This is a genomic window from Variovorax sp. E3 (genome assembly GCF_016082275.1).
Lineage (GTDB): Bacteria > Pseudomonadota > Gammaproteobacteria > Burkholderiales > Burkholderiaceae_C > Variovorax.
In genome coordinates this window covers 1-23096 of record NZ_MOWM01000134.1, presented here as the reverse complement: position 1 = coordinate 23096, position 23096 = coordinate 1, and the positions used below count along the sequence as shown (strand labels likewise).

The window sequence follows — 23096 nt, the reverse complement described above, 5'->3', positions numbered from 1 at the left end:
CCAGCACGCCCGGGTAGCACAGCAGCACCTCGTCGACGCTGCGCGCGGCGGGGTCGCCCTGGTAGGCCGCGAGCACGTCGCTGTCGAGCAGGCGGCGCAGGCCGGGCAACGCGGTGGCGAAGCGGCGCACGGCTTCGGTGGCCGCATCGTCGATGTCGCTCGCGGGGCGCGGCTCGTGGCGCGCGTTGAAGTTCAGTTCCAGCCGGGCCTGCTGCAGAAGCGCCTGCAGCGCGGCGTCCAGCGTGTGGCCGACGTAGAAGTCTTCGCTCTCGTGGCGCAGGTCCGGCGGGCCGAGCCGCATCGGAAACAGCGCGCCCTTGAGCGACTCGACGATCTGCGCGAGCGCGTCGCGCGAGGGAAACTCGCGCGCGCCGGGCTCGCGCGATCGGCGCTGCGAATCACGCCATTCGTCGCGCACGCCGTGCAGTGCGCGAACGATGTCGCTTACCTCGAAATGGGCCATGTGTGTGCTCTCCCTTTTTTTGAATGTGTGTGTGGTGTCGGTCGCTCAGTCCTGCGCCCACGGCAGGCCATGGAAGCGCCATCCGTCGGAGCCGCCGCGGTGCTGCTGCGCGTCGATCTCGCCCTCGAAGCCTTCGAGCACGTTGAAGACATTCGTGAAGCCGGCCTTGGCTGCAGCCTCGGCCGCCAGCGCGGAACGCTTGCCGCTGCGGCACAGCAGCAGCGCCACGGCCTCCTTGCCGCCCTCCTTTGCCAGCCTGGCCTCGAGCTCGCGCACGAAGCGCGGGTTGCGCGTGAGCGCCGTGCCGGTGGCCCAGGCCACGTGCAGGCTGTCGGGCACGTGGCCGACGAACTTGCGCTCTTCGCCCGAGCGCACATCGACCAGCACCGCCCGGCCCTTCTGCACCAGTTCCCAGGCCACCGGTGGCGTCACGCCACCTGCATAAGGCCAACCCGCTTCGGTCGCGCGAGTCCGGGCCTCTTCGAGGGCGGGCGCAAGGCGACGACATCTTCAACTTCCACTGACATGCGTTTCGGCTCCTGTTGTGCGTTGCTTCGATCCATCTTGCGTGATGGCGATAACCATCACTGTAGGAGTGCCACGCCCAAGCTCAAACAACTCAAAAGTCGGTTCCTAACAACCTGGCGATCTATAAGCCGTCACGGGCTTCCCGCAAAATCGCCGGCACCCCTTACCGCAGCGACGAAGGACACCCGTGAGCGATCCCATCGAAGACCCCGAAATGGTTCTGTGCATCCCCGGCCCCTGGGAAGACACCGGCGAGCTGATCCGCCAACTCGCGGCCACCGACAGCGGCTACCTCTTCGCGGGCCGCATCCTCATGCACATGGAAACACGCTTCAGCTGCGAGCTGGTGTTCGAGGACCACGACGAACGCATGCCCAGGGCCTTCTGGGCGGCCGGGCCGCACTGGCGCGACACGCCCGAGATGGCGGCCATCGCCACGCACCGCTCGGTGGTCTACCTCGTGGGCTCCGGCGGCAGCCCGCAGAACGCCGAAGCGCTCATGCGGGCCGGCGCCGCGCTGGTGCGCGCGGGCGGGCTCGGCGTGAAGGTCGAGAGCACGGGCCTGGCGCACACGCCGGCCGCATGGCTCGACCACTGCGAGCACCTCTACCTGTTCTTCGCGCACCGGGCGCTGGTGATCTACCTCACTGGCGACGAGGTGTGCTCCTGCGGCATGCACAACCTCGGCCTGAAGGATGCGGTGACCCAAACCGACCCCGACACCGACCCCGCTGCCGCCACCGAACTGCTGCGCGCCTTCACGCACTACCTGTTCACCGAACAGCCCACCATCCGCCACGGCCAGACCTTCTCGGTGGCGGCCGACGCGCCGGTCTACCGCATCGAAGAGGAAAGCACCCAGACCTACGAGGAAGGCTCGCTGTTCCACAACCCCTACGGCCTCTGGCGCCTGGTGCCGCTGGCCGCCTGACATGAAAAAACCCGGCGCCAACGCGGCGCCGGGTCGGTCGCTGGCCCGAGGGTCCGTCAGAGCTTGGCGATCGAAACTTCGGTCGACTTCACGAGCGCGACCACGTCGGAGCCCACCTTCAGTTGCAGCTCGTCGACCGAGCGCGTGGTGATGACCGAGGTGACGATGCCCCAGGCGGTTTCGACATCGACTTCGGAGACGACGTCGCCGCGGATGATTTCGCGGACCTTGCCCTTGAACTGGTTGCGCACGTTGATGGCTTGGATGGACATGATGGTTTCTCTTTCAGGTTGACAGAAGTGAGGGTGTGAACGGCCGCGATCAGGCGATCTCGGCCACGTCGTCGAACGCCAGCCGGGGGCCGCGCTCGAAAGTGCCGGCGTGGTCTGCCACGCCGAGGTTGACCAGGAAGTTGGCGCGGTAGCGGCCATCCGCGAAGAAGGCCTTGTCGACCAGCTCCGCGTTGAAGCCCGACTGCGGCCCCGCGTCCAGCCCGAGCGAGCGCGCCGCCAGGATCAGGTAGGCGCCCTGCAGGCTGCTGTTGCGAAAGGCCGTGGCCTGCGCGGCCTCGGCGCTCTTCTCGAAGATCGGCTTGGCGTCGTAGGTCGGGAACTGCGTGGGCAGGTGGTCATAGAAGCGCGTGTCGTGCGCCACGATCACCGTCACGCCCGCGGCCAGCGTCTGCGCGGTGTTGCCAGCCGACAGGGCCGGCTTCAGCCTGGCCTTGGCTTCCTCGCTGCGCACGAACACGTAGCGAGCGGGCTGCGCGTTGAAGGCGGTCGGGCCCCACTTCACGAGGTCGTAGAGCTTGTGGATCAGTTCGTCGCTCACGGGCACGGGCTTGAACGCGTGCACGGTGCGGGCCTTGCGGAACAGTTGGTCCAGCGCGGCGTCGGGAATGGCTTGCAGTGTGGTCATTGCCTTGAATGCCTTCGCGGTTCAGTTCGACGCGGCGGCCAACGCCTGGTCGAGGTCGGCGATCAGGTCGTCGATGTGCTCGATGCCCACCGACAGGCGCACCGTGTCTTCGGTCACGCCCGCCTTGGCCAGCTCTTCGGGCGACAGCTGGCGGTGCGTGGTCGATGCGGGGTGCGTGGCCAGCGAGCGCACGTCGCCGATGTTCACCAGGCGCGTGAAGAGCTTCAGCGCATCGAGGAACTTCGCCCCACCCTCGCGGCCAGCGCCGATGCCGAAGGTCAGCACGCCGCTCGAACGGCCGCCGAAATACTTCTTGGCCAATGCGTAGTCGGCGTGGTCTTCGAGCGCCGCGTAGTTCACCCAGTTCACGGCCTTGCTCCGCTTCAGGTGCTGCGCCACCGCCAGCGCGTTGCTGCTGATGCGGTCCATGCGCAGCGCCAGCGTCTCGATGCCCTGCAGGATCAGGAAGGCGTTGAACGGCGAGATGGCCGCGCCCGTGTTGCGCAGCGGCACCACGCGCGCGCGGCCGATGTAGGCGGCCGGGCCCAGCGCCTCGGTGTAGACCACGCCGTGGTAGCTCACGTCGGGTTCGTTCAGGCGCTTGAAGCGCTCCTTGTGCTTGGCCCACGGGAACTTGCCCGAGTCGACGATGGCGCCGCCGATGCTGGTGCCGTGCCCGCCCAGGTACTTGGTGAGCGAGTGCACCACGATGTCGGCGCCGTGCTCGATGGGCCGGCTCAGGTACGGCGAGGGCACCGTGTTGTCGACGATCAGCGGCACGCCGTGGCGGTGCGCGATCTCGGCAATGGCCGCGATGTCGGTCACGTTGCCCGCCGGGTTGCCCAGCGACTCGACGAATACCGCCTTGGTCTTTTCGTCGAACAGCTTCTCGAAGCTGCTCGGGTCGCGGTGGTCCGCGAAGCGTGTGGTGATGCCGAACTGCGGCAGCGTGTGGGCGAACAGGTTGTAGGTGCCGCCATACAGCGCGGTGCTGCTGATGATGTTGTCGCCGGCCTCGGCGATGGTCTGGATCGCGTAGGTCACGGCCGCCTGGCCCGAGGCCAGCGCCAGCGCGGCGATGCCGCCTTCGAGCGCGGCCACGCGCTGCTCGAGCACGTCCTGCGTGGGGTTGTTGATGCGCGTGTAGATGTTGCCCGGCACCTTCAGGTCGAACAGGTCGGCGCCGTGCTGCGCGCTGTCGAACGCGTAGGCCACCGTCTGGTAGATGGGCGGCGCCACGGCGCGGGTGGTGGGCTCGGGCGAATAGCCGGCGTGCACCGACAGGGTTTCGAATTTCCAGTTCTGCGACATGCGACTGCCTTTCAAATGGGCGAATGGATGAACAAGCTCAGATGGCCCAGCGCAGGGCATGCGCCGGGGTGCCGAGCCAGCTTGCGTCGGTGCTTTCGGGTTGGGTCTCTTCGGACTTCTGGAGCACCCTGTCGAGGATCCGTTTTTCAATGGCGGCAAAGGCCGGGTCGCCCTGCGAGCGCGGGCGGGCCAACGCGATGTTCTCGTCGAGCGCGATGCGCCCGTCTTCGATCAGGATCACGCGGTCGGCCAGCGCCACGGCCTCTTGCACGTCGTGCGTCACCAGCAGCGCGGTGAAGCGGTGGCGCTGCCACAGGTTCTCGATGAGGCGGTGCATCTCGATGCGCGTGAGCGCGTCGAGCGCACCCAGCGGCTCGTCGAGCAACAGCAGGCGCGGGTGGTGCACCAGCGCGCGCGCCAGCGCCACGCGTTGCCGCTGGCCGCCCGACAGGCGCGCCGGCCATTCGTTCTCGCGGTCGGCCAGGCCGACCTGCGCGAGCACTTCCTTGCCGCGCGCCTTGGCGTCGCCGGGCAGGCCCAAGGTCACGTTGTCGAGCACGCGGCGCCACGGCAAGAGGCGCGCCTCCTGGAACATGATGCGGGTGTCGTCGTGCAGGCCGTGCACGGCCTTGCCGTCGGTGTAGAGGCCGCCGGAACTCGCTTCTTCCAGGCCTGCGATGAGCCGCAGCAGCGTGCTCTTGCCGCAGCCGCTGCGCCCCACGATGGCGATGAACTGGCCGGGCTCGATGGTCAGGCGCGTGTTGCGCAGCACCTCGCGCGCGCCGTAGCGCTTGTGCAGGCCGCGCGCCTCGAGGCGCACGCCGCCGGCAATGGCCTGCTGCGGCTGGATGTCTTTCAGAACGGCACTCATGGGCTCAGGCTCCGGGTTTGAACAGCGCCACGTTCAGCGCATCGATTTTTCGGGGCAGCAGCTTCTCGGCGAAGAAGGCATCGGCGATGCGCTGCTGTTCGGTCAGGCCTTCGGCCACCACCGGGCGCACCGCGTAGCTGCGGCGGCCGTTGGCCTGCTCGATGGTCGCGGCGTCCAGGCCCCACACGGGCGACAGCAACGCGGCCGCCTCCTTCGGGTTCTGCTTGACCCACTTGCCGGTCTTCTCGAGCTCGGCGTAGACCACGCGCAGCACGTCGGGCCGCGCCTTCGCGAACTTGGTGCGGGCCAGGTAGTAGCGCTGGTACGACGCGATGCCCGCGCCGTCGGCCAGCACGCGCACCTTCGACTGGCGCTGTGCGGCGGCCAGGAACGGGTCCCACACCACCCACGCGTCGATCGCGCCCTTCTCGAACGCGGCGCGTCCGTCGGCGGGCGTGAGGTACGCGGGCTCGATGTCCTTGAACGACAGGCCGGCCTTGTCGAGCGCGGCAATCAGCAGGTAATGCGCACCGGCCGCCTTGGCGAAGCCGACCTTCCTGCCCTTGAGATCGGCCACGGTCTTCAGCGGCGAATCTTCGCGGACCACGATGGCCTGCGCCGCGGGCGACGGCGCTTCTTGCGCGATGAAGGTCAGGTCGGCACCGGCCGCCTGCGCGAACACCGGCACGGTGTCGGCCACGTCGGCGCTGATGTCGAGGTTGTCGAGGTTCAGCGCCTCCAGCAGCGGCAGGCCGCTGGTGAACTCGTGCCAGCTCAGCGTGGCGTTGAGCGGCGCGAGCTGCTTTTCGAGCGTGCCCTGCGCCTTCAGCACCGCGATCAGCGTGGACGACTTCTGGTAGCCCAGGCGTACTGTCGTCGGCCGCGTGGCCGCGCCCTGCGCGAGCACCGTGCCCGCACCGGACGCGGCGAGCGCGCCCAGCGTGGCAAGGACCGAGCGGCGGGTGAGAGATGAATGCGTCATGCCCCTGCCCTCACTTCGCCTTGCGCTGGTAACCGGGGTGCCAGCGCAGCCACCATTGCTCCAGGCCGCGCGCGAACAGGTCGGCCAGCTTGCCGAGCAGCGCGTACAGCAGGATGCCCACCAGCACGATGTCGGTCTGCAAGAACTCGCGGGCGTTCATCGTGAGGTAGCCGATGCCGGCCTGCGCCGAAATGGTTTCGGCCACGATCAAGATCACCCACATCAGGCCCAGCGAGAAACGCAGCCCCACCAGGATCGACGACAGCGCGCCCGGCAGGATGACCTCGCGGTACAGCTGCCAACGCGACAGGCCGTAGGTGCGCCCCATCTCGATCAGCTGCGGGTCGACGTTGCGAATGCCGTGAAAGGTGTTCAGGTAGATCGGGAAGAACACCGACACCGAAATCAAGAACAGCTTGGCCGACTCGTCGATGCCGAACCACAGGATGACTAGCGGAATCAGCGCCAGCGCCGGAATGTTGCGCACCATCTGGATGGTCGAGTCGAGCAGCGTCTCGGCGAACTTCACCGAGCCCGTGAGCAGGCCGAGCGCCAGCCCCGCCCCGCCGCCGATGGCCAGCCCCGCGAGCGCGCGGCCCGCGCTGACCTTCACATGGGTCCACAGCTCGCCCGAGGCGGTGAGCGTCCACGCGGCCTTGACCACGTCGACCGGCGCCGGCAGCACGCGCGTGCTGAGCCAGCCCAGCGACGACGCGATCTGCCAGAACACGATGAGCCCCACGGGCACCAGCCACGGCACCAGCCGCCCCAGCACGTTGAGCGCGAAGTTCTTCAGCGCATGCCCTTCGTGCTCGGCGGGCACGGCCGCCGGCAGGTCCTGAACTTGTTCGGTCATGGCGGTCCTTCAGCTTTGGGAAACGAGGCGCGAAGGCGCGTCGAGGTTGGCGATGACTTCGCCGAAGGGGCCGCTCAGCGAGCCGCCCGCAAGTTGCGTCTTGGCCTTGCGCGACAGCAGCGGGAACACCAGTTCGGCGAAGCGGTAGGCCTCTTCGAGGTGCGGGTAGCCCGACAGGATGAACTTGTCCAGGCCCAGCGCGGCGTACTCTTCGATGCGCGCCGCCACCGTCTTCGCATCGCCCACCAGCGCCGTGCCGGCACCGCCGCGCACCAGGCCCACGCCGGCCCACAGGTTGGGCGCGATCTCCAGCTCGGCGCGCGAGCGCCTGGCGCCGCCCGCATGCAGCGCGGCCATGCGGCGCTGGCCTTCGGAGTCCATGCGCGCAAAGGCGGCCTGCGCGCGGATCACGGTCTCGTCGTCCACGCGGCTGATGAGCTCTTCGGCCGCCTTCCATGCGGCGTCTTCGGTCTCGCGCACGATCACGTGCAGGCGGATGCCGAACTCGACCTTGCGGCCCTTGCGTTCGGCACGGGCGCGCACGTCGGCGATCTTCTTGGCCACTTCGGCGGGCGGCTCGCCCCAGGTGAGGTAGGCATCGACCTGCTCCGCGGCCAGCTCGTGCGCAGGGGCCGACGAGCCGCCGAACCACACGGGCGGGTACGGCTTCTGCACCGGCGGGTAGAGCAGCTTGGCGCCCTTCACGCTCAGGTGCTTGCCGTCGTAGTCGAAGCCCTGGCCGTCATGGCTGCGCGCGATGATCTCGCGCCAGATGCGGATGAACTCGGCCGACTGTTCGTAGCGCGAGGCATGGTCGAGGTAGACGCCGTCGCCTTCCAGTTCGGCCTGGTCGCCACCGGTCACGAGGTTCACCAGCAGGCGCCCGCCCGAGAGCCGGTCGAAGGTCGCGGCCATGCGCGCGGCCAGGCTGGGCTGGTGCAGGCCGGGGCGCACCGCGACCAGGAACTTGAGCTTCTTCGTGGAGCCGATCAGGCTGGACGCGATGACCCATGGGTCTTCGCACGAGCGGCCCGTGGGAATGAGCACGCCTTCGTAGCCGAGGTTGTCGGCCGCGCCGGCAATCTGCTGCAGGTAGGCCAGGTCGATGGGGCGCGCGCCTTCGCTCGTGCCGAGGTAGCGGCTGTCGCCGTGCGTGGGGAGGAACCAGAAGATCTGCATCACGCCACTCCCGCGCCGGCGGCTTCGAGCACGTTGATCTTCTTCGGGATCAACTTGAGCGCGAAGAAGGTGTCGGCAATCTGCTGCTGCTCGGCCAGGATGGCTTGGTGATCGGCGCGGTGCCGTAGGCGGTGCGGGCCTGCGCCAGCTCGGCCACGGGCTTGGGCAGGCCCCAGAGCGCGGCCAGCTCGGCGGCCAGTTCGTTCCGGTGGGCGGCGCCCCAGGTGTCGACCTTGTTGATTTCCTCGATGGCAATGGCCAGCACGTCGGCGTTCCTGGCCACGTAGTCGAGCGACGAGAAGTAGTAGGCGCGGTTGCCGACCACGCCGGTGGCGTTGGCCAGGATGCGCGCTTCGAGCGACTGCTCGGCCGCGGCCAGGAACGGGTCCCAGATGACCCACGCATCGACCGAGCCCTTTTCGAACGCGGCGCGCGCGTCGGCCGGCGGCAGGTAGACCAGGTTCAGGTCGCTGTACGCCAGGCCATGCTTCTCGGCCAGCTTGACGATGAAGTAGTGGACGTTCGAGCCCTTGTTGAGCGCGATCTTCTTGCCCTTGAGCTCGGCCACGGTCTTGATGGCCGAGCCCTTGGGCACCAGCACGGCCTCGGCCTGCGGACGCGGCACGGTCGCGCCCACGTAGGCCAGCGGCGCGCCGGCGGCCTGCGCAAAGATGGGCGGCGCTTCGCCCACGTCGCCGAAGTCGATGGAGCCGACGTTCAGCGCCTCCAGCTGCACGGGGCCGGCGGTGAACTCGGTCCACTTCACGCTCACGCCCAGCGGCTGCAGGCGTTTTTCGAGCGTGCCGCGGCCCTTGAGCAGCGTGAGATAGCCCTTCTGGTGGCCGATGCGGAACTGGCGCGCGGGGGCCTGGGCCAACGCCGCGAACGAGGAAGGCAGCGCGACGGCGGCGGCCACGCCCTGGATCAGGCGGCGGCGGGGTGCGGAAATCAATGTCATGGCAGTGGTCCGTGGAGGGTTCGGCGCGCGGTCACGCGGCGGAAATGAAGCTCACGATCAGCGCGATGGCGCTGACGACGATGGCGCTCACGACCAGGTCGCCCAGCGCATGCCAGAGCGAGCGCGGGGTGGTGTCGAGCACGGAGTCTTCGGTGGCAACGGGGGTCATGCGTGGATTCCTTGGCTTGGTGTTTGCAAAACGTCGGGCAAAAGCTGTCCCGCGCCGCGCGCACGCGGCTTTCAAAAAAACGGGATGAGGGATGAGGTCGGCAATGCCGGGCCCGCGCTGCGCGAGCCCCGGCTTCAGACGCTACATCGCACGCGCGAGAACGGCACGGGCTCGAAGCCGTGGGTCGCGGGCAGCTTCAGGCCTTCGGTGGCCAGCACCTCGACGGCCTCGTTGAGTCGCTCGGCCAGGTCGTGGTGCACCTGGTAGGCGTTTTCGGGCGTGAGCGTGATCTGCGAATCGCTGGCGTACACGCCCGGCAGGATGTGGCGCGCCGACAGCGACTGCAGCACGGGGCGCAGCGCGTAGTCGAGCGCGAGCATGTGGTGCGGGCTGCCGCCGGTGGCCAGCGGCAGCACCGTCTTGCCCTTCAGCGCGTTCTGCGAGAGCAGGTCGAGAAAGACCTTCAGCACGCCGCTGTAGGCGGCCTTGTAGACCGGCGTGGCCACGACGACCACGCGCGCCTCGGCCACCTTGGCGATCGCGTTGACGATGGCCGGGTGGTTCCAGTCGGCCAGCAGCAGCGCCTGCGCCGGCAGGTCGCGGATGGAGAGCCGCTCGATCCGCGCATGGCGGCTCGCCAGCCGGTCGCCCACCGCGTCGAGCAAGGCGGTGGAACGGGACGGGGCCGAGGGGCTGCCGGCAATCAGGAGAACGGACACAGGAGACTTTCGATCGGTAGGAGATGCAATGCGTGAGGGCCGCCGCGCACGGCCGCCCGAAGCGGCCGGCCCGCCCCCGGTAGGGAGTAGGCGTAGCGACACGAAGTGCGCGAAGCCTGGGGGCGAGCTACTTTTGCTTCGGTGCGTAGATCTGGTCGAAGGAGCCGCCGTCGGCGAAGTGCTCCTTGTCGGCCTTGGCCCAGCCGCCGAAGGCCTGGTCGATGGTCACCAGCGTGAGTTTGGGGAACTGCTTGTCGTACTTGGCCTTGGCCTTGTCCGACGTCGGGCGGTAGAAGTTGCGGCCCGCAATGTCCTGGCCTTCGTCGGAGTAGAGGTACTTCAGGTATTCCTCGGCCACGGCGCGCGTGCCCTTCTTGTCGACGACCTTGTCGACCACGGCCACGCTGGGCTCGGCCAGGATGGAGATGGACGGCACCACGATCTCGAACTTTTCGGGGCCGAATTCCTTCAGCGCCAGGAAGGCTTCGTTCTCCCAGGCCAGCAGCACGTCGCCCACGCCGCGCTGCACGAAGGTGATGGTCGCGCCGCGCGCGCCGGTGTCCAGCACGGGCACGTTCTTGAACAGGTTGCCGATGTATTCCTTGGCCTTGGCGTCGCCGCCGTACTTGCGCTTGGCGAACTCCCACGCGGCCAGGTAGTTCCAGCGGGCGCCGCCCGAGGTCTTGGGGTTGGGGGTGATCACCTGCACGCCGGGCTTGACGAGGTCATCCCAGTCCTTCAGGCCCTTGGGGTTGCCCTTCTTCACCAGGAACACGATGGTCGAGGTGTAGGGTGCCGAGTTGTGCGGCAGGCGCTTTTGCCAGTCGGCCTTGACGAGGCCGCCGTGCGTGACGAGCGCGTCGATGTCGCCGCCCAGGGCCAGCGTGGCCACGTCGGAATCGATGCCGTCGATGATCGAACGGGCCTGCTTGCCCGAGCCGCCGTGCGACTGCTTGACCGTCACGTCCTGGCCGGTCTTGGCCTTCCAGTACTTGGCGAAGGCCTGGTTGTAGTCCACGTAGAGCTCGCGCGTCGGGTCGTACGACACGTTCAGCAGCGTCACGGGACCGGTTCCGCCCTGCGCGAACGACGGCAATGCCGACAGGGCCATGGCACCGGCCACGCCGGCACCCAGGGAAAGCTTGATAAAGTCGCGGCGAAGGCTCATGGTGTCTTGCTCTAAAAAGGCATATCAATGAAGCTGCGTATTCTCAATACGACATATAGAAACTGGAACGACCAAGTTTTCAGTTCTAAATAGCGAAATCAACTAAGCAACCGCTTTCCCCACCAGAGGCAACAAGACAATGGCACGCATGGTTCAGTGCATCAAACTCGGCAAAGAGGCCGAAGGGCTCGACTTCCCGCCCTATCCCGGAGACTTGGGCAAGCGCCTGTGGGAAAACGTCAGCAAGGAAGCCTGGGCCGCCTGGCTCAAGCAACAAACGATGCTGGTCAACGAAAACCGGCTGAACCTGGCCGACCTGCGCGCCCGTCAGTACCTGGCCCGCCAGATGGAAAAGCACTTCTTCGGCGAAGGCGCCGACGTGGCCCAGGGCTACGTGCCTCCCCCCGCCAGCTGAACCCCATGGCTCGGCCGTGACCGCTGAGCCGGTGACCTGGCGCGCCGACGGCGTGCCGCGCAGCGAACGCTTCGACGACATCTATCACACCGAGACCGGAGCCTTGGCGCAATCGCGCCATGTGTTCCTGGGCGGCTGCGGCCTGCCCCAGGCCTGGGCCGGACAGCCGCAATGGCTGATTCTCGAAACCGGCTTCGGGCTGGGCCTCAATTTCCTGACAACCTGGCAGGCGTGGCGCGCGGACCCCGGGCGGCCGCGCCTGCTGCACTTCGTCTCGGTCGAGGCCCATCCGGTTTCGGCCGACGATCTGCTGCGCGCGGCCGAGGCGTACCCCGAACTCGCGGCGTTGGCCGGCGAGTTGGCCGCGCAATGGCATGGCCTGCTGCCCGGCTTTCACCGGCTGGCCTTCGACGACGGCCGCGTGCTGCTCACCGTGTGCATCGGCGACGTGCAGCCGATGCTGCGCGCGCAGCGCTTCGAGGCCGACAGCATCTTCCTGGACGGCTTCAGCCCGCAGCAGAACCCGGACATGTGGTCGCCGGAAACGCTCAAGACCGTGTCGCGCTTTGCGCGGCAAGGCACGCGCGTCGCCACCTGGACCATCGCGCAGCCGGTCCAAGACGCGCTCCAGCAGTACGGTTTCAGCGTCGATGAATACGAAGGCTTGCCCCCCAAGCGCGATTGCCTGCGCGGCGCGTTCGCGCCCGCTTGGACAGTCCGGCGGCGGGAGCCCGTGCCCGAGCGCATCGACACGCCGGGCCACTGCGCCGTCATCGGCGCGGGTCTGGCCGGCGCGGCCGTGGCGGCGAGCCTGGCGCGACGCGGCTGGCGGGTCACCGTGCTCGACGCCGCCGAGCGGCCCGCATCGGGCGCGTCCGGCCTGCCCGTGGGCATGCTCGCGCCGCACGTGTCGCCCGACGATGCGCTGCTGTCGCGCCTCACGCGCGCCGGCATCCGCGCCACGTGGTCCGAACTGACCCGGCTGCTCGAAGAAGGCCGCGACTGGCGCGCCAGCGGCGTGCTCGAACGCCGGCCCGATGGCGATGTGCGCGTGCCCGCAGGCTGGAGTGACAGCGGCCCCAATGAATCGTGGCCCGCGAATGCCGGGCAGTTGGCCGCCGCCGGCCTGCCCGGCGACACGCCTGCGCTGTGGCACGACCGCGCGGCCTGGGTACGGCCCCACCGTCTGATCGCCGCTTGGCTAGGCCAGCCCGGCGTGACGTTTCGCGGTGGTTGCCGCGTCACGCGACTGGAACGCAATGAAAACCGGTGGCAGTTGTTCGATTCGGCCAATGCGGTATGGATCGAGGCAGACCGCGTGGTCATCTGTGCCGGCTACGAATCCGGCCACTTCGCCCCAACCCTGCCGCTGCAACCTGTGCGCGGCCAGGTCGCCTGGGGCACCACGCCCGACGGCGCCGACTTGCCCGCGACCCCGATCAACGGCGACGGCCACCTGATCGCACGCGTGCCGCATGAAGAAGGCCCTCCGATCTGGCTGGCGGGCGCGACCTTCGACCGCGACAGCACCAACCTCTCCCCCCACGCGGCAGACAGCGAAGCAAACCGCGAGCGCCTTGCCCGACTGCACCCGGCTTCCGCCGCCGCGCTGGCCTCGTCATTCGCACAGGACGCGGTCAACACCTGGGTAGGCGTCCGCTGCGCCTCAGGCGACCGCCGCCCGCTGGTCGGCCCGCTCACCGCCGGCGACACGAGCCTCTGGGCCTGCACCGCCCTCGGCTCACGCGGCCTGAGCTTCGCCGCGTTGTGCGCCGAACTGCTGGCTGCCCAATGGCATGCCGAGCCGTTGCCGTTGCCGGCCACGCTGGCCAAGGCACTGGGAACGCAGCGGCTCTGATCGAAAGCGGCCCTCGGCGTGAGCGCGCGCCGAACCACAACGCCAAGTCAATCAGACAGGCGCCAACAGGTGGTCCACCTTGCTGTCCCCGTAAGTCCGCAGCACCTCGGAGATAACGACCTTGTACCCATCCAGCCAATCCGCCTGCGAAGCCTTCGCCTGCTGGTGCACCGGGTGCCGGATCAGCGCCTGCAGGCTCTCCAGCGACTCCCAGTAGTACACGTTCGACACCAGCCCGTTGCCCGCGTTCTCCCACGTCTCCTCCCCCAGATAGCCCGGCAGTGACTTCGCGGCCTCGGCGATCGTCTGGTCGAGCCGATGGAATTCATCGTCGAACTGCTTCTTGGCAAAGATGAAGGTGGCGGAGTACATGGCTGGCGAATTCCCCTTGGTAGAAAGCCCGAAGAACGCCGCCCGAACCCGGGCGGGCGCCGATTCTGCGGCATAGGCCCGGCGCAATCCACCCCTTGTCGCACGAAGGCCCCAGAATGCGACGCATGGCCACCCAGTACGACATCCTGCACACCACCGTCTACCGCTACAAGAAGCCGGTCACCTTCGGCTTGCACCGCGTCATGTTCCGTCCGCGCGACAGCCATGACCTGCGCGTGCTGGCCACCGATCTTCAGGTGAGCCCGCAGGCCTTCACCCGGCTCATTCAGACCCGCACTCCAACTCCGTGGCGCTGGTGCAGCCCATGGGCGAGGCGACCGAGCTGCGCATCGTGTGCTCCTTCACCATCGAGCACGTGCCGGCCCAGCAAGACCAACTGGCGCTCGACCCCGCCGCCGAATTCCTGCCCTTCGCCTACTCGCTGCAGGAGCGCCTCGACCTCGAGCATTACCTGCGCCCGCACCACGAAGACGACAACCAGGGCACGCTGATTCGCTGGGCCCACCAGTTTCTGCACACCGACAAGCCCAACAGCACGCGCGAGGTGCTCGCGCGCATGAACGCGCACATCGGCCAGAGCCTCGAATACAAGGCGCGCGACGAAGAAGGCACGCAGACGCCGCTGGCCACGCTGGCGCTGGGCAGCGGCAGTTGCCGCGACTACGCGCTGCTCATGATGGAGGCCGCGCGGCGCCTGGGCATTGCCACGCGCTTCGTCTCGGGTTACCTCTACGACGCCGCGCTCGACACCGCCACGCAGGCCCAGGCCGACTCGATGACCGGCGCCGGCACCACCCACGCCTGGCTGCAGGCCTACCTGCCGGGCATCGGCTGGCTGGCCTTCGATCCGACCAACAACCTGATGGGCAGCGGCCAGCTGATCCGCGTGGGCGTCACGCGCGACCCGGCGCAGGCGGCGCCCATCTCGGGCAGCTGGTACGGCGATGCCGAGGCTTATGAAGGCCTCGAAGCGACCGTGGTGGTCACGCGCCGCAAGAACTGAAGCGCAAGCGATCAGCGCACCGCCGCCCGCGCCGCGGCCAGCTTCGCCTCCAGCTGCGCGACCAGCGCCCTCGCCTCGTCACCCTCCGGAATGTCCCGCCCGCTGTCGCGCCACGCGACGGCGCTCTTGAAGCCCTCGGCCTCGGCCTGCCGCCGGAACCACATGCCTTCGGGGTTGTGCCGCGTGATGCCGTCGAACACGGTCGCGAACATCTGGCTCTGCTCCAGCCCCATCGAATGCCAGACCTGGTTGACCACCAGCTTGTGCATCATCAGGTGCGAGCGCGGCGCGCCCGCGATGCGCAGCGCCAGCTTCAAGGTGGCGTCGTCGAGCTGATCGGCCGGCACCGAGAAATTCGCCAGCCCCCATTCGGCCGCCTGCGTGCCCGTGATGGTGTCGCCCGTGAACATGAGCTGCTTGGCGCGCATCGCGCCCAGCCGGTAGGTCCACATCGCCGTGGTCGGGCAGCCCCACACGCGCGTGGGCATGTAGCCGATGCGCGCATCGTCGGCCATGGCCAGCAGGTCGCAGCACAGCGCGATGTCGCTGCCGCCCGCCACCGCGTAGCCGTGTACCTTGGCGATGGTCGGCTTGCGGCTGCGCCACAGGGCCATGAAGTCGTCGGTGTTGCGCTTCATGGCGGCGTAGTCGAGCATCGGGTCCCAGGGTGTTTTCTCTTGCCGGCAGGGATGGTCGCCCTGCCCCTCGCGGCCGTGGCCTTCGGCGTAGTCGCCCAGGTCGTAGCCGGCGCAGAAGGCGCGGCCCGCGCCCTCGACCATGATCACGTGCACCTCGTCGTCGGCCTCGGCCCACTCGACCGCCTGGCGGATCTCCGAGGGCGTGGTCTCGCCGATGGCATTGAGCTTGTCGGGCCGGTTGAGCACGAGGCGCGCGATGCGCGGGTGTTGCGGGTCCTTGTCGATCAGCACGGTGTCGAAGGCGGGCATGGCGGTTTGTCTCCTTGTATGTGTAGGGGTCACGCTGCTTTTTTAGCATCGACCGCCGCACGCAGGCAAACCGGCAACCGCTTCAGACCCCCGCGACGCCCCCCAGCTGAAAGCGAAACACCGCCCCCTTGTCGGGCTGCTGCACCAGCCGGATGTCGCTGCCGTGCAGCTGCAGGATGCGCTTGACGATCACCAGCCCCAGCCCGCCGCTGCTGGTGCTGTCGGTGCTGCGCGCGCCGCTCATGAACACGGGCCGCACGAACAGCGCCTTCTGCAGCTCGCCCGGAATGCCCGGGCCGGTGTCGCTCACCTGCACCGTCACGCCCGCGTTCTCGGCGCGCAGCTGCACCACGATCTCGCCACCCTCGGGCGTGTGGCGGATGGCGTTGTCCAGCAGGTTGGTCAGCACGCGCTCGATCATGCCCAGGTCGGCCGACACCACCGGCAGGCCCGACGCGATGTCGGGCCGCAGCCGCTGGTGGCGCGCCTCGGCCGCCAGCTCGAACTTCTGGAACACGTCCTGCACGAGGTCGGCCAGCGCGAAGTTCTCTTTCTCGGGCTTGACCACGCCGTATTCGAGCCGGGCCAGCTCGAACACCTCCTGCGCGAGCCGGCCCACCTTGCGGCTCTGGCCGAGCGCGATTTCCAGGTAGCGCCGGCGTTCCGATTCGTCGAGCGTGCCGGCCTTGAGCAGCAGCGTTTCAAGATACCCGTGCAGCGACGTGAGCGGCGTGCGCAGGTCGTGCGAGATGTTGGCGAACAGCTCGCGGCGCTGCTGGTCTTGGAGCGTGAGCTCGCGCCACTGCTCGGCGATGCGGCGCGTCATCTGCGTGAAGGCCTGGCCCAGCTGCGCGATTTCGTCGCCGCCCTGCGACAGGCGCTCCAGCGTGGGCGCTTCGGTCTCGAGCGAGGCAATGCCCTCGGTCTCGAAGCGCTTCACGGCGGCCGTCAGCTCGCGCAGCGGCCGCGTGATGAGCCGAAACGCCGCCAGCCCCGCGAGCAGCCCGAGCAGCGCCACCAGCCCCATCGACCACAGCGTGGTGCGCAGCACGTTGTCGGCCGCCAGGTTGGCGACCAGCGCGTCGTGGTCCTCGCCCTGCAGCACCACGTACACATAGCCCGCGTCGCGCCCGCCCATGCGCAGCGGCGCCGCGCTGAACACCTTGGTGCCACCCAGGCTGCGCGGGTCGTCGCCCACGATGGGCATCGGCGCGCCCGACAGCAGCTTGCGGATGGGCGCCAGCTCGACCCGGTCGCGCTTCAGGTGGCCGGGCGGCGCGGCCTGCGCCTCGATGCGGCCGTCCAGCCCCAGCAGGTAGACCTCCACGCTCGGGTTGACGGCCATGAGCTTGTCGAACAGGTCTTTCACCGCGTCCTGGTTCAGGCCGCCGGGCTTCATGAGTTCGGAGTTCTCGGCGATGTGCGCGGCCAGCCCGCTCGACAGCCGCTGCACCACTTCTTGCTCGTGCTTGCCGCTGGCCCACACCTGCAGCCACACCGAGGCGCCGCAGCACACCAGCAGCAGCACCGCGAACACGGCCGACAGCCGCCGCGACAGCGTGGCCCAGGCCATCACGAGGCGTCCTCCCCGTTCGCGCTGGCCGACAGCTTGTAGCCGCGCCCCCACACCGTGAGGATGCGGCGCGGCTCGGCGGGGTCGGCCTCGACCTTGGTGCGCAGCCGGTTGATGTGCGTGTTGACGGTGTGCTCGTAGCCGTCGTGCTGGTAGCCCCAGACCTGGTTGAGCAAATCCAGCCGCGAGAACACCTTGCCGGGGTTGCGGGCAAAGAAGTACAGCAGGTCGAACTCGCGCGGCGTGAGCTCGATGAGCTTGCCGTCCACCCGCACCTCGCGCGCCAGCGGCTCGATGTCCAGGTTGCCCAGCGTGAGGCTGCCCGACTCCATGCGCGCGTTGCGGGCCAGTGCGTCGGTGCGCCGCAGCAGCGCCTTCACGCGCGCCACCAGCTCCAGCACCGAGAAGGGCTTGGCCAGGTAGTCGTCGGCGCCCAGCTCCAGCCCGAGGATGCGGTGCACCTCGCTGGAACGCGCGCTGATGATGATGATCGGCGTGTAGCGGGTCATGGCGCGGGCGCGGCGGCAGATTTCCAGGCCGTCGATGCCGGGCAGCATCAGGTCGAGCACCAGCGCGTCCCAGTTGCCGCGCTCCAGTTCGCGCAGGCCGGCGTGGCCGTCGGCGGCGTGCTCCACCGCATAGCCCTCGTCGCGCAGGTGCATGCGCAGCAGCTCGGCAATGTGGGCGTCGTCCTCGACGATCAGCACGCGCTTGGAAGTGTCCATAGGGCGCCATTCTCCCGCGATACGGGTTCTGGAGTTATCACGATTAATTGAAGTTTGCGTGATGAATCGGCCATGGGGTGCGCCCAACAATCCGCCCCATGAACAGCACCGCCATCGCCCCTCTTGCCGATCCGGCCGGCCCGGTCCAGCCGGTCGATGCTCGCCCCATCCACCCGCTGTGGATGCGCATCACGCACTGGCTCAACGCACTGGCGGTGTTGATCCTGGTGACGAGCGGCTGGCGCATCTACGACGCCTCGCCCTTCTTTCCGTTCACCATTCCGACCGTCGTCACGCTGGGCGGCTGGCTCGGCGGCGCGCTGCAGTGGCACTTCGCGGCGATGTGGCTGCTGGTGTTCAACGGCCTCGTGTACCTGGCCGTGAACATCGCCAGCGGCCGGCTGGCGCGCAAGTTCTTTCCCGTGACGCCGCGCGGCGTGCTGCACGACGCCCTGGCCGCGCTCAAGGGCCAGCTCTCGCATGCCGACCCGCGCCACTACAACAGCGTGCAGAAGCTGGCCTACCTGTTCGTGATGCTCGATTTGATCGTGATCGTGCTGTCGGGCCTGGTGCTGTGGAAGTCGGTGCAGTTCCCGCTGCTGCGCGACCTGCTGGGCGGCTACGAGTTTGCGCGCCGCATTCATTTCTTCGCGATGGCGGCCATCGTGGCCTTCGTTGTCGTGCACCTCGTGATGGTGGCCCTGGTGCCCCGCACGCTCCTGACCATGCTGCGCGGCCGCGCACCAAGCCTGAGATGAAGATCTTCAAAGCCCCCACCCTGAGCAACATCGACGGCGACGCCGTGCTGCGCGAAGCCCGCACGCTGATTGCCGGCAAGCTCGACCAGCCCTCGCGCCGCGCCTTCATGCAACGCTCGCTCACGCTGGGCGGCCTGTCGCTGCTCACGGGTTGCAGCATCAGCGACAACGCGCAGGTCGACGCCGCGCTCACCAAGATTTCTCGCTTCAACGACAAGGTGCAGGGCCTGATCTTCAGCCCCACGCAGCTTGCGCCGACCTACACCGAGGCCGAGATCACCCGCCCCTTCCCCTTCAACGCCTTCTACGGCGAAGACGAGGTGCGCGAGGTCGACGAGGCCACCTACAGGCTCGAAGTGACCGGCATGGTCGCCGACAAGCGCGCCTGGACGCTGGCCGAGCTGCGCGCCATGCCGCAGCACGACCAGATCACGCGGCACATCTGCGTGGAAGGCTGGAGCGCCATCGGCAAGTGGGGCGGCGTGCGCTTTGCCGACTTCCTGCGCCACATCGGCGCCGACACCACGGCCAAGTACGTCGGCTTCAAGTGCGCGGACGACTACTACACCAGCATCGACATGCCCACCGCGCTGCACCCGCAGACGCTGCTCACGCTGACCTACGACGGGCAGCCGCTGCCGCCCAAGTACGGCTTTCCGATGAAGCTGCGCATGCCGACCAAGCTTGGCTACAAGAACCCCAAGCACATCAAGGCGATGTTCGTCACCAACACCTACACAGGTGGCTACTGGGAAGACCAGGGCTACAACTGGTTCGGAGGGAGCTGAGGGGCCGCACCGCCGCTCGACTGCCGAAGAAAGCGCGAGGCCGTGTTCCCTGGAACCGAGCCGAATTTTTGAAAAATGACAACTCACTCAACTGGAAGATTCCAAATGAACAAGCTCACCGCAACCCTGCTCGCCACCTGCATCGCCTTCGCCGGCGCCTCGGCCTTTGCCGCTGACGAAATGGCGAAGGACGGCATGGCCAAGGACTCGATGTCGAAGGATTCGATGGCCAAGGACGGCATGAAGAAAGATTCCATGGCCAAGGATTCCATGTCGAAGGACGGCATGAAGAAGGATTCGATGGCCAAGGACTCGATGTCCAAGGATTCGATGTCCAAGGACGGCATGAAGAAGGACGCCATGTCGAAGGACTCGATGTCCAAGTAAGCACGACGCGCACGTCGCCCCGCCCGTCCGCCCCGGCATTGACGAAAGGCGGGCCAAGGGGCAATGTCGCGCCATCCGCCGGTCCGCCGACCGGCCCCTTCCTGAAAGCAAAGCCCATGAAATCATTCGCACTGACCGCCGGCACGCTGGCCGCCGCAGCCCTGGTCTGGTATGCCGTGCCCTCGTCGGCGGAGCCGTCGCGCCGCGTGCCCGCCCCCACGGCCGACATCACCGCCGCGCCCACCGCCAAGACCGAAACCGCCGTGTTCGCGGGCGGCTGCTTCTGGGGCGTGCAGGGTGTGTTCCAGCGCGTCAAGGGCGTGAGCAACGCCGTCTCGGGCTATGCCGGCGGCGACGCCAGGACGGCGCGCTACGAAGAAGTCGGCTCGGGCCGCACGGGCCACGCCGAATCGGTGCGCATCACCTACGACCCGCAGCAGATCAGCTACGGCAAGCTGCTGCAGATCTACTTCTCGGTGGCGCACGACCCGACCGAACTCAACCGCCAGGGCCCCGACAGCGGCACGCAGTACCGCTCGACCGTGTTCGCGGAAAACGCCGAGCAGGCGCGCATCGCCAAGGACTACATCGCGCAGCTCAACCAGGCCAAGACCTTCGGCAAGCCGCTGGCCACCACGGTGGAAACGTCCAAGCCCTTCTACGCGGCCGAGGACTACCACCAGGACTACCTGACGCTGCACCCGAACCAGCCCTACATCGCGATCAACGACCTGCCGAAGATCGACGACCTGAAGAAGCTGTTCCCGGAGATGTACAAGGCAACGCCCTCGCTCGTGAAGGCCGCCAAGGCCGGCTGACCACCGGGCCCGCGCTAGCGAAGCGCGATCAGCAGCGCGCCGGTCACCGCCAGCGCCGCTGTCCAGGCCTGGCGCGGCGCGGTGCCACGCAGCAACCGCGGGTGCATGGCAAGGCCCCGGTACACGCCCGTGGCGATGACACCGGTGGTCGCCAGCATCGCCGCCGTATGCACACCCACCGCCGCCAGGGCCAGCAGCAGCGAGCCGGAAGCCGTGATCTCGCGCGCCGGGTTGTCGGCCAGGCACAGCGGCATCAGCGCGGGCACCAGCATCAGCCCCGACCCGTGCGCGCAAGCCATCAGGAAAGACCAGAGCGCGATGCCGGCATGACCGGCCCTCAGCCCTTTGGGGGTTGCCGACGGGCGCCCCGGCCCGCGCAGCCAGCGGTACGCCGCCACGCCCAGCAGCAGCACCCCTGCCACCCCCTGCACCTGTGCGCGCTGCGCCGACATGCCCAGCGCAAAGGCCCAGGCCACGACCCCGACCGACACCGCGTGCCCGAGGGCGATGGGCAGCAAGGCCCGCCGCGCCTGCGCGCCGTCGCGGGCCTGCACGCCGCATGCGGCGGCGAACATCCAGCCGTTCGCGGGGCTCAGCCCATGCAGGGCGCCGAGGCCGGCGACGGCCAGCCAGGGCCACAGGGTTGCCATGGCACGCTCACTCCGTTCGGCGGTGACAGGCTCAGCCGTTCGAGGCGCAGCACGCATGCGCCGCGGCGGGCTTCGCGGCCGGCGCCGGCTCGTAGCGGTCGTGGTGCCGCACCCACTCCATCTTGTTCGGCACGTCGCGCTCGTTGCGGCCCTGGGGCGTGAGGTCCATCAGGCTGTAGGCGCCCATCATCACTTCCACGCCGCGACCGAAGGTCGAGTAGGTGTGGAAGACATCGCCCGCGTCGTCCTTGTAGAACACGCTGACGCCGGGGGCCTCTTCCATCGGGAAAGGCAGCTTGCCGTAGTTGTAGGCAACCTGGCCCGTGGCCTGCTCCTCGGGCGTGAAGCTCACGTGGAAGTCGTAGTTGAAGTCGCTCCCGCTGGACGACACCCACTTGAACTGCCACCCCATGCGCTCACGAAAGCGCGCGATCTCGGCCAGCGACGCGCGCGAGATGGCCACGAACGTGATGTCGCGCTGCGCCAGGTGCACGTTCATGCCGTCGGTGTGGTCGGCCATGTACGAGCAGCTCGGGCAGCCCTGCGCCCAGTCCGGCCCGAGCATGAAGTGCTGCACCAGCAACTGGCGCCGGCCCTCGAACAGCTCGGCGAGCGTGCGCTTGCCGTCGGGCGTGTCGAACACGTAGTTCTTCTCGATGCGCTCCCACGGCAGCGCGCGGCGCTCGCGGGCGACCTGGTCGTGCAGCCGCATCAGCTCTTTTTCGCGCGCCAGCAGCGTCTTGCGCTGGGCCAGCCAGCGATCGCCGGACACGACAGGATGGTTCTGGATGCCGGCTTCGGCCACGGTGGTGTTCATGATGGGTTGCTCCTTGTGAAAGAGATGAATGGATCGGACCGTTCAGGACCGGACCGCCTTGGGGCGCCGCACCGCGCGGACCTTGCCGCTGCCGCCGCCACCGCAATAGAAAAGATCGGCGCCGTCGGACTCCAGCCCACTCACGCCCACGCCCGGCGGCATCTGCAGCCGCTCGAGCGCGGCGCCGGTTTGCGTGTCGATGCGGCGGATGTCGCTCTCGTCGCCTTCCCAGGTGCCGTGCCACAGCTCGCCGTCGACCCAGGTCACGCCGGTGACGAAGCGGTTGGACTCGATGGTTCGCACCACCGCGCCGGTCGCGGGGTTGATCTGGTGGATCTTGCGGTCGCGGTACGCGCCCACCCACAGGCTGCCCTCGGCCCAGGTCAGGCCCGAGTCCAGCCCCTTGCCGGGCGCGGAATCGATGCCAGCACCTTGCCGGTGGCCGGGTCGATCTTGTCGATGCGCGCATCGGCGATCTGGTAGAGGTGCGTGCCGTCGAAGGCGGTGCCGGCGTCGCAGGCGACGTCGAGCGTGCGCCGGGTTTCGCCGCTGGCCGGGTCGAAGGCCACCAGCGCGCCGCCGGTGGCGGCCCACACGCGCTGGCCGTCGTAGGTCACGCCGTTCACCTTGTCGGAACCCGCGAAGGGTCCGTATTCGCGCACGATTTCGGCCGCGTGCACCGTGGCGCTCCGGGGGCTGTTCTGGCTTGTCTTGCTGCTCATCGCTGGCTCCTCGTGCGCCGGAAGTGGCGCCGTGGAGACAACTTTATTCAATCGGCAGCGCGGAGGGGAGTAACAAGATCGTCGTGAATCCCGCCAGCGGCGGCGACAGCCAGCGCCGCGCGCGGGTCTGGCCGATGGCGCGCGCGCGGCCCTGCGCCTCGAGCTCGGCCAGCGCGCGCTGCACGGTGC

25 protein-coding genes and 5 pseudogenes are annotated in these 23096 nt (G+C 68.4%); 9 read left to right on the top strand and 21 right to left on the bottom strand.

Translation table 11 applies throughout. The features are described from left to right. Positions 1-463 (bottom strand): annotated as a pseudogene (locus BMG07_RS31505) (serine acetyltransferase); the annotation flags it as partial. Between the two features lie 45 nt (positions 464-508). Beyond that, positions 509-895, bottom strand: coding sequence for a rhodanese-like domain-containing protein (locus BMG07_RS31500; RefSeq protein ID WP_198087803.1), 387 nt, complete (start codon positions 893-895; stop codon positions 509-511). Positions 896-1178: 283 nt separating this feature from the next. Between BMG07_RS31500 and BMG07_RS44415 the strand changes: the two genes are divergently transcribed. Further along, positions 1179-1922, top strand: a complete 744-nt coding sequence (locus BMG07_RS44415) for a DUF4261 domain-containing protein (protein WP_198087802.1) — start codon at positions 1179-1181, stop codon at positions 1920-1922. 56 nt (positions 1923-1978) lie between these two features. Here BMG07_RS44415 and BMG07_RS31490 read toward each other — a convergent pair whose 3' ends face one another. The 11 genes and pseudogenes from BMG07_RS31490 to BMG07_RS31440 all read right to left on the bottom strand — a co-directional run bounded on the left by BMG07_RS31490 (position 1979) and on the right by BMG07_RS31440 (position 11053). Then, positions 1979-2194: a molybdopterin-binding protein gene (locus BMG07_RS31490; RefSeq protein ID WP_007829250.1), complete on the bottom strand. Its 216-nt coding sequence runs from the start codon at positions 2192-2194 to the stop codon at positions 1979-1981. 49 nt (positions 2195-2243) lie between these two features. Then, positions 2244-2840, bottom strand: coding sequence for a malonic semialdehyde reductase (locus tag BMG07_RS31485; RefSeq protein WP_198087801.1), 597 nt, complete (start codon positions 2838-2840; stop codon positions 2244-2246). 21 nt (positions 2841-2861) lie between these two features. Further along, positions 2862-4151: an O-acetylhomoserine aminocarboxypropyltransferase/cysteine synthase family protein gene (locus BMG07_RS31480; RefSeq protein WP_198087800.1), complete on the bottom strand. Its 1290-nt coding sequence runs from the start codon at positions 4149-4151 to the stop codon at positions 2862-2864. Positions 4152-4188: 37 nt separating this feature from the next. Beyond that, on the bottom strand, positions 4189-5022 hold the full coding sequence (locus BMG07_RS31475) for an ATP-binding cassette domain-containing protein (RefSeq protein WP_198087799.1): 834 nt from the start codon (positions 5020-5022) through the stop codon (positions 4189-4191). A gap of 4 nt (positions 5023-5026) precedes the next feature. Then, positions 5027-6004 (bottom strand): aliphatic sulfonate ABC transporter substrate-binding protein, encoded by a 978-nt coding sequence (locus tag BMG07_RS31470; RefSeq protein WP_198087798.1) that lies wholly within the window; start codon positions 6002-6004, stop codon positions 5027-5029. Positions 6005-6014: 10 nt separating this feature from the next. Then, positions 6015-6860, bottom strand: coding sequence for an aliphatic sulfonate ABC transporter permease SsuC (gene ssuC / locus BMG07_RS31465; RefSeq protein WP_198087797.1), 846 nt, complete (start codon positions 6858-6860; stop codon positions 6015-6017). A gap of 9 nt (positions 6861-6869) precedes the next feature. Beyond that, positions 6870-8039, bottom strand: coding sequence for an FMNH2-dependent alkanesulfonate monooxygenase (ssuD, locus tag BMG07_RS31460; RefSeq protein WP_198087796.1), 1170 nt, complete (start codon positions 8037-8039; stop codon positions 6870-6872). Further along, positions 8039-8997 (bottom strand): annotated as a pseudogene (locus BMG07_RS31455) (sulfonate ABC transporter substrate-binding protein). Before BMG07_RS31455 ends, ssuD begins: the two are co-directional and overlap by 1 nt. 31 nt (positions 8998-9028) lie before the next feature. Continuing rightward, entirely contained in the window at positions 9029-9166 is a 138-nt protein-coding gene (locus BMG07_RS31450) for a hypothetical protein (protein WP_198087795.1), read from the bottom strand. 134 nt (positions 9167-9300) lie between these two features. Continuing rightward, positions 9301-9885 (bottom strand): NADPH-dependent FMN reductase, encoded by a 585-nt coding sequence (gene ssuE, locus BMG07_RS31445; protein ID WP_198087794.1) that lies wholly within the window; start codon positions 9883-9885, stop codon positions 9301-9303. A gap of 127 nt (positions 9886-10012) precedes the next feature. Next, complete coding sequence (locus tag BMG07_RS31440; protein WP_198087793.1) at positions 10013-11053, bottom strand: sulfate ABC transporter substrate-binding protein; 1041 nt, start codon at positions 11051-11053, stop codon at positions 10013-10015. A 139-nt stretch (positions 11054-11192) separates the two neighbouring features. Between BMG07_RS31440 and BMG07_RS31435 the strand changes: the two genes are divergently transcribed. Together BMG07_RS31435 and mnmC are read left to right on the top strand one after the other, a co-directional pair. Then, positions 11193-11468: an oxidative damage protection protein gene (locus tag BMG07_RS31435; protein ID WP_198087792.1), complete on the top strand. Its 276-nt coding sequence runs from the start codon at positions 11193-11195 to the stop codon at positions 11466-11468. Positions 11469-11484: 16 nt separating this feature from the next. Then, positions 11485-13326 (top strand): FAD-dependent 5-carboxymethylaminomethyl-2-thiouridine(34) oxidoreductase MnmC, encoded by a 1842-nt coding sequence (gene mnmC, locus BMG07_RS31430; RefSeq protein ID WP_198087791.1) that lies wholly within the window; start codon positions 11485-11487, stop codon positions 13324-13326. 51 nt (positions 13327-13377) lie between these two features. On the opposite strand, the gene BMG07_RS31425 is transcribed toward mnmC, so the two are convergent. Further along, a complete protein-coding gene (locus BMG07_RS31425; protein ID WP_198087790.1) occupies positions 13378-13698 on the bottom strand; it encodes an antibiotic biosynthesis monooxygenase in 321 nt (106 codons plus the stop codon). 116 nt (positions 13699-13814) lie between these two features. Between BMG07_RS31425 and BMG07_RS43165 the strand changes: the two are divergent. Further along, a pseudogene (locus BMG07_RS43165) lies at positions 13815-13910 on the top strand (transglutaminase family protein); the annotation flags it as partial. Positions 13911-14005: 95 nt separating this feature from the next. Next, positions 14006-14722 (top strand): transglutaminase family protein, encoded by a 717-nt coding sequence (locus BMG07_RS31420; protein WP_307867138.1) that lies wholly within the window; start codon positions 14006-14008, stop codon positions 14720-14722. A gap of 11 nt (positions 14723-14733) precedes the next feature. Here BMG07_RS31420 and BMG07_RS31415 read toward each other — a convergent pair whose 3' ends face one another. The 3 genes from BMG07_RS31415 to BMG07_RS31405 form a co-directional block, all read right to left on the bottom strand. Continuing rightward, on the bottom strand, positions 14734-15669 hold the full coding sequence (locus BMG07_RS31415) for a crotonase/enoyl-CoA hydratase family protein (RefSeq protein WP_198087789.1): 936 nt from the start codon (positions 15667-15669) through the stop codon (positions 14734-14736). A gap of 82 nt (positions 15670-15751) precedes the next feature. Further along, entirely contained in the window at positions 15752-17242 is a 1491-nt protein-coding gene (locus BMG07_RS31410) for a HAMP domain-containing sensor histidine kinase (protein ID WP_198087804.1), read from the bottom strand. Beyond that, the gene (locus tag BMG07_RS31405; RefSeq protein ID WP_198087788.1) at positions 17242-17967 is read right to left on the bottom strand and encodes a response regulator transcription factor; all 726 of its coding nucleotides are present in this window, start codon (positions 17965-17967) and stop codon (positions 17242-17244) included. The genes BMG07_RS31410 and BMG07_RS31405 overlap by 1 nt, the downstream gene beginning before the upstream one ends. 98 nt (positions 17968-18065) lie before the next feature. Here BMG07_RS31405 and BMG07_RS31400 point away from each other — a divergent pair, with 98 nt between their 5' ends. The 4 genes from BMG07_RS31400 to msrA all read left to right on the top strand — a co-directional run bounded on the left by BMG07_RS31400 (position 18066) and on the right by msrA (position 20718). Beyond that, on the top strand, positions 18066-18725 hold the full coding sequence (locus BMG07_RS31400; protein WP_198087787.1) for a cytochrome b/b6 domain-containing protein: 660 nt from the start codon (positions 18066-18068) through the stop codon (positions 18723-18725). After that, the gene (locus tag BMG07_RS31395; RefSeq protein WP_198087786.1) at positions 18722-19513 is read left to right on the top strand and encodes a molybdopterin-binding protein; all 792 of its coding nucleotides are present in this window, start codon (positions 18722-18724) and stop codon (positions 19511-19513) included. The genes BMG07_RS31400 and BMG07_RS31395 overlap by 4 nt, the downstream gene beginning before the upstream one ends. A 105-nt stretch (positions 19514-19618) precedes the next feature. Continuing rightward, positions 19619-19900 carry a pentapeptide MXKDX repeat protein gene (locus tag BMG07_RS31390; RefSeq protein WP_198087785.1) on the top strand — a complete coding sequence of 94 codons (282 nt, stop codon included), beginning with the start codon at positions 19619-19621 and terminating at the stop codon, positions 19898-19900. A gap of 116 nt (positions 19901-20016) precedes the next feature. Then, positions 20017-20718, top strand: a complete 702-nt coding sequence (gene msrA / locus BMG07_RS31385; protein WP_198087784.1) for a peptide-methionine (S)-S-oxide reductase MsrA — start codon at positions 20017-20019, stop codon at positions 20716-20718. Positions 20719-20732: 14 nt separating this feature from the next. Here the strand turns inward: msrA and BMG07_RS31380 are convergent, their stop codons facing one another. The 4 genes and pseudogenes from BMG07_RS31380 to BMG07_RS31365 all read right to left on the bottom strand — a co-directional run. Further along, positions 20733-21368 (bottom strand): hypothetical protein, encoded by a 636-nt coding sequence (locus tag BMG07_RS31380; RefSeq protein WP_198087783.1) that lies wholly within the window; start codon positions 21366-21368, stop codon positions 20733-20735. Positions 21369-21399: 31 nt separating this feature from the next. Next, complete coding sequence (locus BMG07_RS31375; RefSeq protein WP_198087782.1) at positions 21400-22185, bottom strand: thioredoxin family protein; 786 nt, start codon at positions 22183-22185, stop codon at positions 21400-21402. A gap of 42 nt (positions 22186-22227) precedes the next feature. Then, positions 22228-22907 (bottom strand): annotated as a pseudogene (locus BMG07_RS31370) (hypothetical protein). Between the two features lie 43 nt (positions 22908-22950). Further along, a pseudogene (locus BMG07_RS31365) lies at positions 22951-23096 on the bottom strand (helix-turn-helix domain-containing protein); the annotation flags it as partial.

Excerpts from the sequence above, each read along its gene's own strand:
- BMG07_RS31490 (WP_007829250.1), bottom strand. The coding sequence starts at position 2,194 with ATGTCCATCCAAGCCATCAACGTGCGCAACCAGTTCAAGGGCAAGGTC.
- BMG07_RS31485 (WP_198087801.1), bottom strand. The coding sequence starts at position 2,840 with ATGACCACACTGCAAGCCATTCCCGACGCCGCGCTGGACCAACTGTTC.
- BMG07_RS31480 (WP_198087800.1), bottom strand. The coding sequence starts at position 4,151 with ATGTCGCAGAACTGGAAATTCGAAACCCTGTCGGTGCACGCCGGCTAT.
- BMG07_RS31475 (WP_198087799.1), bottom strand. The coding sequence starts at position 5,022 with ATGAGTGCCGTTCTGAAAGACATCCAGCCGCAGCAGGCCATTGCCGGC.
- BMG07_RS31470 (WP_198087798.1), bottom strand. The coding sequence starts at position 6,004 with ATGACGCATTCATCTCTCACCCGCCGCTCGGTCCTTGCCACGCTGGGC.
- ssuC (WP_198087797.1), bottom strand. The coding sequence starts at position 6,860 with ATGACCGAACAAGTTCAGGACCTGCCGGCGGCCGTGCCCGCCGAGCAC.
- ssuD (WP_198087796.1), bottom strand. The coding sequence starts at position 8,039 with ATGCAGATCTTCTGGTTCCTCCCCACGCACGGCGACAGCCGCTACCTC.
- BMG07_RS31450 (WP_198087795.1), bottom strand. The coding sequence starts at position 9,166 with ATGACCCCCGTTGCCACCGAAGACTCCGTGCTCGACACCACCCCGCGC.
- BMG07_RS31440 (WP_198087793.1), bottom strand. The coding sequence starts at position 11,053 with ATGAGCCTTCGCCGCGACTTTATCAAGCTTTCCCTGGGTGCCGGCGTG.
- BMG07_RS31435 (WP_198087792.1), top strand. The coding sequence starts at position 11,193 with ATGGCACGCATGGTTCAGTGCATCAAACTCGGCAAAGAGGCCGAAGGG.
- BMG07_RS31425 (WP_198087790.1), bottom strand. The coding sequence starts at position 13,698 with ATGTACTCCGCCACCTTCATCTTTGCCAAGAAGCAGTTCGACGATGAA.
- BMG07_RS31415 (WP_198087789.1), bottom strand. The coding sequence starts at position 15,669 with ATGCCCGCCTTCGACACCGTGCTGATCGACAAGGACCCGCAACACCCG.
- BMG07_RS31410 (WP_198087804.1), bottom strand. The coding sequence starts at position 17,242 with ATGGCCTGGGCCACGCTGTCGCGGCGGCTGTCGGCCGTGTTCGCGGTG.
- BMG07_RS31405 (WP_198087788.1), bottom strand. The coding sequence starts at position 17,967 with ATGGACACTTCCAAGCGCGTGCTGATCGTCGAGGACGACGCCCACATT.
- BMG07_RS31400 (WP_198087787.1), top strand. The coding sequence starts at position 18,066 with ATGAACAGCACCGCCATCGCCCCTCTTGCCGATCCGGCCGGCCCGGTC.
- BMG07_RS31395 (WP_198087786.1), top strand. The coding sequence starts at position 18,722 with ATGAAGATCTTCAAAGCCCCCACCCTGAGCAACATCGACGGCGACGCC.
- BMG07_RS31390 (WP_198087785.1), top strand. The coding sequence starts at position 19,619 with ATGAACAAGCTCACCGCAACCCTGCTCGCCACCTGCATCGCCTTCGCC.
- msrA (WP_198087784.1), top strand. The coding sequence starts at position 20,017 with ATGAAATCATTCGCACTGACCGCCGGCACGCTGGCCGCCGCAGCCCTG.
- BMG07_RS31380 (WP_198087783.1), bottom strand. The coding sequence starts at position 21,368 with ATGGCAACCCTGTGGCCCTGGCTGGCCGTCGCCGGCCTCGGCGCCCTG.
- BMG07_RS31375 (WP_198087782.1), bottom strand. The coding sequence starts at position 22,185 with ATGAACACCACCGTGGCCGAAGCCGGCATCCAGAACCATCCTGTCGTG.